This is a genomic window from Candidatus Accumulibacter aalborgensis, from assembly GCF_900089955.1.
GTDB lineage: Bacteria > Pseudomonadota > Gammaproteobacteria > Burkholderiales > Rhodocyclaceae > Accumulibacter > Accumulibacter aalborgensis.
On the sequence record NZ_FLQX01000125.1, the window covers coordinates 57250 to 67704 of the forward strand.

Below are 10455 nucleotides of genomic sequence, written 5' to 3' on the forward strand. Positions count from 1 at the left end.
TTTGCTCGCCAGGCTACCGATCGTGACCGGCCTCGGCGACCTTGAGCGTCAACATCTGATACATCCCGCCAAAGAAGCGCTGCTTGGCGACGGTGACGAAACTGCCGTCCTTCGGCAACCAGGCTACGACCTCCTCACTGAACAAGTCGTGGGCAAAGGGCTCCAGGCGGTCAAGCACCGGCTTCCAGAAATAGCGCAAGGGGTTGAAGCGGCTAGGCGGGGCGTAGTCGACGATGGTCAGTGTGCCACCGGGGCGGACCACCCGCAGCGCCTCGGCGAGCGTTCTTTCGCGTACCGCCAGCGGCTGCTCGTGGAGCAGGAAGAACAACAATGCCCGGTCAAAGCTCGCGTCGGCAAAAGTCAGCGCCGCCGAATCCATGCAGTGCAGCTTGATCGGCACACCTGCAGGCAGCTTGCTGGCCAGATTCTCGAGTTGGATCGGCAGAATATCGACGATCTCCAGCGAGTCTTCGGGCGTCACGCAGTCGGCCAGCCGCGGCGTCAGGTCGCCATAGGCACAGGCGATCTGCAGCGTGCGGCCCGGCAGGCGATGGCCGTAACCATGGAGAACCGCATTGCACAAGCGCTTGTAGTTGCCCCAGAGAATCAGGTTCACCAACCATTGGCGCTCGAAGACATGCACCGCGCGTGGATGGACGTAGGCCCACCAGTAGTGGGCCTGCAGGTATTGCGGCACCGCCGGGAGGCTTTCCTTGACAGCCACGCACGTGGCGACGGGTCGATCGTAGCGAGTTTTCATAGACAGAAAGTTAAGGGTTGCGGTCGGCAAAATGCCGTTTGGTGTCAGAAAGCCTGACCGAAGTTTCCCGCTCCGAGGTCGCACTTGCCCGAGAATGGCCGTCTTCGTGCTCTGCTCATTCGCTCGCACGTCTCTTGCTTTTTCGGAAAATGGGCAGCCCGACGCCGACAGGCCGTACCCTACCCGATCAATCAGCCAAACGCAACTCGGGCAGCACGGCCATGGCGTTCGCCGAGGTTGCACTGACCAGGGCACTGCTGTCTATGCCACGCAACTCGGCGACCAGCTCGGCGATCCGCGGCAACTCGAAAGGCGTGTTCCGGTGGCCCGCTAACCAGGCTGGCGGCATGTCCGGCGCGTCGGTTTCGAGAACGATGGCCTCAAGGGGCAGCGAGGCGGCCAGCCGGCGAATACGCGTCGAGCCGGAAAATGTGGCTGCACCGCCGAAACCGAGCTTGAAACCGAGCTTGATGAACTCTTCGGCCTGCTCGCGACTGCCATTGAAGGCGTGCGCGATGCCGCCCCTGACCCTGATCCGGCGCAGGTTCTGGAGCACCTGTTCGATCGAGCGGCGAACATGCAAGAGCACCGGAAGATCGGCGTCGCGAGCGATCTTAAGTTGTTCAACGAAAAAATACGCCTGCCGGTCGACGTCGGCACCGGCAACAAAGAAGTCGAGACCGATCTCGCCCACGGCAACCGGCGAGTCCGGTCCGCCGGAAGCCCGTGCCAGCCAGCCGCGCAAGGTGGCGAGATCGTCGTCGCCAGCGTGCTCGACGTAAAGCGGATGGATGCCATAAGCCGGCGCACAGCCAGCGTACCGTGAGCAACAATCGCGCACCTCGGCAAAGCTCGCCGCGTCGACGGCCGGGACGACAATTGCCGACACGCCTGCCGCGCGTGCTGCTGCCACCACCTCGTCCCGATCAGCGGCAAACTCGCCGGCCGCAAGGTGGCAATGGGTGTCGATCAGCACGGTGACTACTCAACCCCGGTCGCCGTCATGGTCGTAGTCCGGTCGGCGGCGCTCAAAGAAAGCGGCCAGCCCCTCGCTGAAGTCGCGATGCGCACCACAGGCGGCAAAGGCACGCTGCTCGGCCTGCAACTGGGTCTCGAGCGAACTGCCCAGCGACTGGTTGAGCAAAGCCTTGGTGCGTGCCAGCGCGGCGGCCGCCCCCCCGGCGAGACGCTCGGCCAGGGCCTGCGTCTCGACCGCCAACTGCGCCAGGGGAACGACGCGATTGACGAGCCCGAGATCGAGCGCACGGGGAGCGGCAAAGCGGTCGCCCAGAAGGGCGATCTCCATCGCCTGCTTGAGACCGACCTGGCGTGGCAGCGACCAGGTGGCACCACCGTCGGGCGACAGGGCAATATTGCTGTAAGCCAGGGTGAAGTAGGCATTGTCGGCCGCAACGACGAGATCGGCAGCCATCATCAGCGACATGCCGAAGCCGGCGACAGCACCCTGGACGGCAGCAATCACTGGCTTGTCCATGCCTTTGAGGGTGAGGATGGTCGCATGCACGGCGCTGATCATTTCCTCGAAGCGCGGCTGGCGCTCCTGCGGCGGCTGGGCCAACTGCTCGCGAAACCAGTTCAGATCGCCACCAGCCATGAAATGATCGCCTGCCGCGCGCACGACCAGCACGCGCACCTGGGGATCGAAGGCGACACGGGCGGTCATCTGCCGCAGGTCGTCGATCATCGCCAGATTGAGCGCGTTGAGCGACTCCGGTCGGTTCAGCGTGAGAGTGGCGATGTGGCCGTTCACTTCGTGGATCACCGTACTCATGATGTCTCCTGTCGCTATACCGTGAAAGTCGCACCAGCGACTCAAAGGAATCTGAAGTCGGGCTCGGGCAAACGACCGCTGATGATATCGGCCAGGGCGGCTCCTGAGCCGCAGGCCATGGTCCAGCCGAGCGTGCCGTGGCCGCTGTTGATATACAGGTTGGCAATTGCCGAACGTCCGATGAGCGGCACATTGGACGGCGTCGCCGGCCGCAGACCGCACCAGAACTGCGCCTCGCCGGTCGGCCGCAGAGCCGGAAAGAGTTCACCGGCCCGCGCCATCAGCGCGCCACAGCGCACGGCGTTGATTTCGGTATGGTAGCCATTGAACTCGGCCGTTCCGGCGATTCGCAGGCGTTGCCCGAAACGCGAAAAAACGATCTTGTGACCATCGTCGATGAGGCTGACCGTCGGTGCCACGCTGTCCGCTCCGAGTGGCACAGTGGCCGAGTAACCCTTGGCAGGGTAGATTGGCAGACGGATGCCAAGAGGGCGCAGCAGCAAAGGCGTGTAACTACCGAGTGCGGCCACGTAGGCGTCTGCCTGGAGCCTCTCGCCGGCGACCATGGCACCAGTAATCAGGCCACCGGCGAGGGTCAGCCGGTCGACCGTAACCCCGTAGCGAAAATCGACCCCGCGCGCCGCACAAAGAACCGCGAGCCGCTGCGTGAAGCGATGCGCGTCGCCGGATTCGTCCTCCGCCGTATAGTCGCCCCCGACCAGCAGCGGTCTGGCCCGTGCCAGCGCCGGCTCGAGCGCGATGCACTCGTCGACGCTGACCGTTCGTCGCTCGCAGCCGAAGTGACGCATCATTGCCGCCCCCTCGATGGCGGCAGCGAACTCCCTGCGGTCGGTGTAGAGGTGCAGAATGCCGCGTTCGAGATGATCGTAAGCAAGCGAGGTTTCGGCGCGCAGCGCCTGCAACTGGCTGCGGCTGTACAGGGCCAGCGTGACGATCTGGCGGATGTTGTCACGTGTTCGCCTCGCCGTGCACTCGCGCAGGAAGCGCAGGCTCCAGTCGAGCAGTGCCGCGTCCCAGCGCAGACGAAACAGCAGTGGCGCGTCCTCCCGCCCCATCCAGGCCAAGGCACGCAACGGCGCGTGCGGATTTGACCAGGGCTCGGCGTGCGAGACGGAAATCTGACCGCCATTGGCGAAACTGGTTTCCAGCGCGGCGGCTGGCTGGCGATCGAGCACGGTGACCTGATGTCCGCAGCGGGCCAGATACCAGGCGCTGGTGACGCCTACGACACCGGCCCCGAGCACCACAACCTTCAAGCAGGCAACCCCTGATCCCTGGAAATACGGGCCACTTCCGGGATACGGCGCAGGCCTCGCATCAGGCGCGCCAGAGATGTGCGACTGGCCACCTGAACCGTAAAATGCAGCGTCGTGTAGAGTCCGGGATGCTTGTCATCCATATTCACGTGCTCGATGTTCGTTCCGGAATTCGATATTTCGGTCGCGATTCTGCCCAGCACACCCAGTGTATTCTGTACCATCAGCCGCAGGCGAACGCTGAACAGCTTGCCGGGTTCGGGCTCCCACTCGACCTCAATCCACTTCGTGGGCTTGGCGCTGCGCGCCTTGCGGATCGCCAGGCAATCATGGGTATGGATCACCAGACCCTTGCCTTTCCAGATCGAACCGATGATCGGGTCACCGGGAATCGGCTGGCAGCAGGGTGCGAACTGAACGGCCATGCCTTCGGTGCCGCGGATGACCAGCGAGGCGGGTCGATTGTCCGTCACCACCAGTGGCGCCTCCTCGCGGGCCAGCAGACGGCGAGCAACAACACCGGCGATGCGAAAACCAAGACCGATGTCGGTGTAGACCTCCTTGATCAGCTTGTTACCCGAGTCACGCAGCACGTTCTTCCAGCTTGACACCGGGACCTCTGAAGCAACCACACCGAGTGCGCGCAACTCCTGGTCGAGCATCTTTTCGCCAAGCGCTGTCGACTCGTCATGGTGTGCGGTCTTCAGGTAGTGGCGGATCTTGCTCCGCGCGCGGCCGGTCTTGACCTGAGCGAGCCACGCCGCGTTGGGATGGGCGTCGGCGGCGGTAACGATATCGACCCGATCGCCGTTGGTGAGCTCCGTCGCCAGCGGCATCAGCGTGAAGTTGATATGCGCCGCGACCGAGTGGTTGCCGATGTCGGTGTGCACCGCGTAGGCCAGGTCGACCGGCGTCGCACCGCGTGGCAAGGCGATGATCTTGCCTTTCGGCGTGAAGACGTAGATCTCGTGCGGGAAGAGATCCACCTTGACGTGCTCGAAAAACTCGGAAGAATCGCCGGCCGTACTCTGCAGGTCGAGCAGCGAGTGAAACCACTTGGTCGTTTTCTGCTGCAGTTCGGCACCGACGGCCTCGCTGTCCTTGTACAGCCAGTGCGAAGCAATGCCTTCCTGGGCCACATTGTCCATCGCCTCGGTACGAATCTGCAACTCGAAGGGCGTGCCATGCGGGCCGATCAGCGTAGTGTGCAGTGACTGGTAGCCGTTGGGCTTGGGGATGGCGATGTAGTCCTTGAATTTTCCCGGTACGGGCTTGTACAGCGCGTGCAGCGCACCCAGCGTAAGGTAGGCGGTGGGCACGTCAGTGACGACGACACGGAAACCGTAGACATCGAGCACCTGCGAGAACGACAGCCGCTTTTCGAGCATCTTGCGGTAGATCGAGTAGAGGCTCTTCTCGCGGCCGAACACCTGCGCGACGATGTTGGCGTCGCGCAGCTTGCCCTTGATGCCTTCCAGAATTCGTGACAACAACTCGCGCCGGTTGCCACGCGCGGCATTGAGCGCTCGCGCCAGCACGCGCGCGCGCATCGGATAGATCAGGTGGAAGGAGAGATCCTGCAGCTCCTGGAAAAGCTTGTTCAGACCGAGCCGACTGGCGATCGGCGCGTATATCTCCAGCGTCTCGCGGGCAATCCGGCGACGCTTGTCAGCGCGGACTGCAGCCATCGTCTGCAGGTTGTGGTGGCGATCGGCGAGCTTGATCAAGACGACGCGCAAGTCGCGAGCCATGGCCATCAACATCTTGCGGAAGTTCTCCGCCTGCGCTTCCTCGTGCGACTGAAACTCGATCTTGTCGAGCTTCGAGAGTCCATCGACCAGGTCAGCGACCGGTTTGCCGAAGCGCTCGGCAATCTCGTTCTTGCCGACCACCGTATCTTCCATCACGTCGTGCAGCAACGCGGCGACCACCCCCTCGACGTCCATCTGCCACTCGGCGATGGCCCCGGCGACCGCCAGGGGATGGGTGATATAGGCCTCTCCCGACAAGCGCCGCTGCCCGCGATGCGCGTACTCGCTGAACAAGTAGGCTTCCCGAACGACCTCGATCTCTTCCGGTGGCAGATAGCTCAGGCTGTCGATGAAGACCCGGTAAGCCGGATCGTCTTCTGGATGGGGAAAGTCAGCGCTATGATCCACCAGCGGCAACTCAGCCGTCGTACTTGTTGCGGCAACCGTATTCACGATGACGCGCCTTGGGCCGGAACGACGTCAGGCTTGACCGCGGTTGAGGACTTCCAGACCGACCAAGCCAGATCCGATTTCGCGCAGCGCAATGACCGTCGGCTTGTCACGGCCCGGATCGATCAGCGGCGTCGCGCCGGAGGTGATTTGACGCGCGCGATAGGTCGCCGCCAGGGTCATCTGAAAACGGTTCGGAATACGGTGCAGACAGTCGTCTACGGTCACTCTTGCCATGCGAATCTCCCGGAAGAATCAGAGCAGTGCTGAGAACAGGATGGAATGACGCTGACGCTGGTCCGCATAGCAGAGCCGCGCAGCGACCACCACAGCCAATAGGTCTTGCAGCGCACGCTGCAGGTCGTCGTTGATGATAACATAGTCGAATTCGCCCACATGTCGCATCTCTTCCCTAGCCGCCGCCACGCGGCGAGCAATCGTCCCGGCAGTGTCGGTAGCTCGCGCGCAAAGACGGCGTTCAAGTTCGTCAACAGACGGCGGCAGGATGAAGACACCAATCGCCGCGGGAAACAATCGACGCACCTGTTGCGCACCCTGCCAGTCGATCTCGAGGATGACGTCCTGGCCGGCATGCAAGGCCGTTTCAATCCCGCTTCTCGATGTGCCATAGTAGTTGCCATGCACCTCTGCCCACTCGATAAACGCACCGTCGCGCACCTTGTCGAGAAACTCTGGCACGCCGACGAAATGGTACTCGATCCCATCCCGCTCACCGGCGCGCGCCGCGCGTGTGGTGTCAGAAACTGACACGCGAATTCCTGGATCGTTCTCAAGCAACAGCCGTACCAGCGTCGTCTTGCCGGCCCCGGACGGCGCCGTGACAATGTAGAGATGTCCAGTCATGCTCTCTCGCCTGCAAATGCAGAATACAAGGCAGCCATTGTACCCGCGGCGTGAACGGTTGCCACCGCCATCGTATCTTCCCGCTTCGACATCCATGTGCTGCTCATTGGCATGGACTCCCCGCGTCTTACAGACGAGAATTACGCTCCTGAGACGTTCACCTGGCCTGGAGCATCCTAATGTCCCGTTGGAAGTTCATGCAGCAAACCGCCTTGCTGCTCGCCGCGATGTCGACCGTGCCGGCTGACGCGGCTGTGCCGATCAAGATGGTCGGTTTTGAAGACATGTCGTGCCGTGCCTGGTCAGCGTCCAAAAACGATGCCGAGCAGCGGGCGCTCTACGTCGCCTGGGTGCGCGGCGTTCTCAGCGGCCACAACTACGCCAACCAGAGCCAACAGGTGTCGGCGATCTCGAACGGCACCGTCGAGCAATATGTGCATCGCTACTGCACCGAAAAACCGCTTGGCCAGTTCAGCGAGGCGGCGTTTCGTTTGAGCGACCAGTTCTCGGGTCGCAACTCGGCGATCACCAAGTAGAAGAGCCGCTCACGCGGCTCGTCGACCCACCATTGGCTTACAGGCTGCTGAGCGGCAAGCCGCTCCTGGGCGCAGACTCGGGCTCAGTACCCCCTCTGTTCCTGCTGCTGCTTGCCCTTGATGTTGCCGACTGTGCCACCCACGACAGCACCGATCGCCGCGCCGGTCCACCCGCTGCCGCCGGAGATCGCTGCGATGCCTGCCCCCGCAGCCGCGCCGATGGCCGCCCCACTGACCGTCCCCTGCTCGCGCGAGCTCATGTTGGTGCACCCCGGCAAGGCCATCACGGCAACGAGTGCCACCGCCAATCCCGTCGTTCTCATCTCGCGTCTCCGTTATTTGGTTTTGGGCAATGCTGGCAAGACCATCTCGAACCAGATGGTCTCGATCACCGGGCGCCGCAACTGATCGGGATGCGCCGCGTACCACTTGTCGAGTGCTTCCAGCACACTGGTCAGCGTCTGACCCTTCATCCCTCTGGCCACACGAGGCGCAAAGCTGGACTCGTCAGGAGACGGATTGTCCGCGTGATACGCCGTCTCGACCTGGATGACATTGTTCAAGCCAACGAGATAGGCCCTCTTGATTTCCTCCGTGGACTTGGTCCACAGCACGCCATCGACCAGCGGCACCTCGACGGCGCCGACCGCACTGCAAGTCATCGCCAATGCCGCGCAAACAGCGGTCACGGCCGACCGCAAATTGCGCACACCCAATCCAGTCATCCTCTTTTCCTCCAGAACGAGAGTGCTCACGCTACCACAGCACGATCAGCAGCAAAAGTGAAATTTGGGCTACGTCTTCAACAACGCCTTCAGGAGTGGCGCATCTTTGCCGTTGCTCAGGAAACGCGCCAGTTCTGCCCGGCCTGCAGCCCAACCAAGCGATCGCTCGATCCTTCTGCCCTCAGCTCCAGCGTTCGACTGTTCGCTACGACGTAGGCCAGCGGTTGCACGAGTACGAACGGATAGAGCACCGCCATCGACCGCAGCGACGCCACGGACACCGCCTTGCCGGCGTAGCGTAGCGCTGCTTCCACAAGCCACACGACAGGCTCAGTGTCGGTCAGCGCAATCGGAGGCCGGCGAATCAACCGTTTGCCCTTCTCCACCCGCTCCATGGCGCCCCAACTCGCTTGCGACTGTAGAACCATATTGGTCATGCGGTAGATGCCTTCGCGTTCGCCGTAAATCTCGCTCATCCGCCGATGCACCTCCGCTGAACTGCAGTCACCCTGCAAGGCAGACAAACGGCCCATCAGTTCGGCGACCTTGCCGAAAAACGGGTAGGTAGCGATGGCCATTCCCCAACTCAGCGCGGGGATGGGAACGCCCGGATTCGCTTTGAAGGCAGTGCGTCCACCGGCGAAAAGGCAAATTAAGTTCACCGGGAGTCCAGCGACATCAAGACGACAGGTGTTCGGATTCGCGGCCGCCGACTCGGACACCAGGGTCTCGCTGCGGTAAGTCCGGACGCGCTCACCACGCAGTTCTGGGGTCACACCCTGGTTTGGCCGCCCTTGACCAACTGCTTCCACATTGCCGTGGTCGGCGGTCAGGTAGACGTGAAAGCCTTCGTCGAGCAGCAGCGAGAACAGTTGATCGACGAAGCCGCTCTCACACCAGCTCTCTACTTGGGCGGCGATGCCGCGCTTACCCAACACGGCGCCGTGCACGATCTCATCGACCGTGTCCACCACAATGCCCGCAACCCTGATCGAAGGAGCTGAAATGGCCGCACCCAGTTCCGCCAACTGATCCGTTCGCTTGATGCCCTTGCGATACATTACCTCATTGGCGCGCAGCCCCTGATCTTGCCAAAACCGTGACCACTGCGTCGGCTCCGGTGAAGTGGACTCGATCGTGTCAGCGAACTCTCTTGGTTTGAGTCCGGAGAACAGCGCCTGCCGGGACACCGACGTCGGCGTAGGGAGCCAGGCAAAGCAGGCACTTTCCTCGACCCCGAGCTTGGGGGCTCGTTTGACCAGGGCCTCGCGGATCTGAACCCACTGGTCGACGGCAAGACCATCGAACACCAGCAGGGCGATCTTGGCCTCGCCAGCACCACGCCGCAGCGAAAGAAAACGCGGCACATGGTGCACCATGACCGGTCCCTTGGCGACTGGCAACGATGGCAGGTCAGCATAGTGCAGAGCCACCCATTGCCGCAGACGCTCGTCGGTGGTGGCTTGCAGCTCGGCAATAGCGGCTTTCAGTCCTTCGGCGCGCACGGTGTCCAAGGAATGAAACCGGGCAAGCACCTCACCGAATCGGCGGGACAAGTTGGCCCAGTCGCGGTAGGACGATTCCAGCGTTGGCAGCGACTGAAGAATGCCCTTGATGCCCTCCAGCGACCAGGTTACGCAGCGCAAGCGGATCTTGGACGATGCCCACCTTCGCCCACTCTGGGATGCTGACGGCAGCGCCCTGAACCGCGAGCGGGTGAAGGAGGCCTTCCAGAAACATCAAGTCGACCAGCACCCGAACATCAGGGTGCTCAAACGGCACGTCGGCCTGGGCAAAGAAGTCCGCTGGCGTAGGTTCCCCGGTACGCGTCCCCGTCAAACCAAGACGTGAGAGGTAGCGGTACCAAGCATTCTGCACGACGCGAAGCAAGGTACCCTTCGATGCGAACAGCTCGCTGATCGGTAGCTCCTTGAACGCCGCATGGTCCCCAAGCACATGCGCCACATGGTCTGCCAGGACAGGCGGCAGACCGGCGTCACGGTAGTGCAAGCGCAATAACTCTCGCCAGAGGTCTTCAGGCCGCGAAATCAGGTGCGGGCTGATCTTGAAGATGTGGTTCAGGACGAACTCTTTGGTCGCGGACTCGCCCAGGGCCTGCGATGCATGCTTCGCCTGCGCTGCGAACAGCGCCTCATGGTGCTCTGCACCGATCTGTCGAACGACGGGATAGCTGAGCCTCGGAAACAGGTTGGCAAGGCTCAAGCTCACACGGCGTGACTGCCTCAGGTAATCCCAGGGCAAATCACTGATGTGGGTGCCACGCAGGTGCAACACCAGGG

11 protein-coding genes and 1 pseudogene are annotated in these 10455 nt (G+C 62.5%); 1 reads left to right on the forward strand and 11 read right to left on the reverse strand.

Annotation, left to right across the window (positions count from 1 at the left end):
* Positions 1 to 13: 13 nt before the first annotated feature.
* The 7 genes from rquA to gmk all read right to left on the reverse strand — a co-directional run bounded on the left by rquA (position 14) and on the right by gmk (position 6894).
* The gene (rquA, locus tag ACCAA_RS13820) at positions 14 to 724 is read right to left on the reverse strand and encodes a rhodoquinone biosynthesis methyltransferase RquA (protein WP_186407829.1); all 711 of its coding nucleotides are present in this window, start codon (positions 722 to 724) and stop codon (positions 14 to 16) included.
* A 223-nt stretch (positions 725 to 947) separates the two neighbouring features.
* The gene (locus tag ACCAA_RS13825) at positions 948 to 1736 is read right to left on the reverse strand and encodes a TatD family hydrolase (protein WP_186407830.1); all 789 of its coding nucleotides are present in this window, start codon (positions 1734 to 1736) and stop codon (positions 948 to 950) included.
* A 9-nt stretch (positions 1737 to 1745) separates the two neighbouring features.
* Positions 1746 to 2552, reverse strand: coding sequence for an enoyl-CoA hydratase/isomerase family protein (locus ACCAA_RS13830; protein ID WP_186407831.1), 807 nt, complete (start codon positions 2550 to 2552; stop codon positions 1746 to 1748).
* Between the two features lie 41 nt (positions 2553 to 2593).
* Entirely contained in the window at positions 2594 to 3829 is a 1236-nt protein-coding gene (locus ACCAA_RS13835; protein WP_186407832.1) for a D-amino acid dehydrogenase, read from the reverse strand.
* On the reverse strand, positions 3826 to 6033 hold the full coding sequence (locus tag ACCAA_RS13840) for a RelA/SpoT family protein (RefSeq protein ID WP_186407833.1): 2208 nt from the start codon (positions 6031 to 6033) through the stop codon (positions 3826 to 3828). The genes ACCAA_RS13835 and ACCAA_RS13840 overlap by 4 nt, the downstream gene beginning before the upstream one ends.
* 27 nt (positions 6034 to 6060) lie before the next feature.
* Complete coding sequence (gene rpoZ / locus ACCAA_RS13845) at positions 6061 to 6267, reverse strand: DNA-directed RNA polymerase subunit omega (RefSeq protein ID WP_186407834.1); 207 nt, start codon at positions 6265 to 6267, stop codon at positions 6061 to 6063.
* 18 nt (positions 6268 to 6285) lie between these two features.
* Positions 6286 to 6894 (reverse strand): guanylate kinase, encoded by a 609-nt coding sequence (gene gmk / locus ACCAA_RS13850; protein ID WP_186407842.1) that lies wholly within the window; start codon positions 6892 to 6894, stop codon positions 6286 to 6288.
* Between the two features lie 179 nt (positions 6895 to 7073).
* Between gmk and ACCAA_RS13855 the strand changes: the two genes are divergently transcribed.
* On the forward strand, positions 7074 to 7430 hold the full coding sequence (locus ACCAA_RS13855) for an HdeA/HdeB family chaperone (RefSeq protein ID WP_186407835.1): 357 nt from the start codon (positions 7074 to 7076) through the stop codon (positions 7428 to 7430).
* Between the two features lie 83 nt (positions 7431 to 7513).
* Here ACCAA_RS13855 and ACCAA_RS13860 read toward each other — a convergent pair whose 3' ends face one another.
* From ACCAA_RS13860 to ACCAA_RS22125, 4 genes and pseudogenes are all read right to left on the reverse strand, one after another.
* Positions 7514 to 7753, reverse strand: coding sequence for a glycine zipper domain-containing protein (locus tag ACCAA_RS13860; protein WP_186407836.1), 240 nt, complete (start codon positions 7751 to 7753; stop codon positions 7514 to 7516).
* Between the two features lie 12 nt (positions 7754 to 7765).
* Positions 7766 to 8155, reverse strand: coding sequence for a hypothetical protein (locus ACCAA_RS13865; protein ID WP_186407837.1), 390 nt, complete (start codon positions 8153 to 8155; stop codon positions 7766 to 7768).
* Positions 8156 to 8271: 116 nt separating this feature from the next.
* Positions 8272 to 9801, reverse strand: coding sequence for a BREX-3 system phosphatase PglZ (gene pglZ, locus ACCAA_RS22740; RefSeq protein ID WP_425394485.1), 1530 nt, complete (start codon positions 9799 to 9801; stop codon positions 8272 to 8274).
* A pseudogene (locus ACCAA_RS22125) lies at positions 9692 to 10455 on the reverse strand (BREX-3 system phosphatase PglZ); the annotation flags it as partial. The pseudogene ACCAA_RS22125 and the gene pglZ, both read right to left, overlap by 110 nt.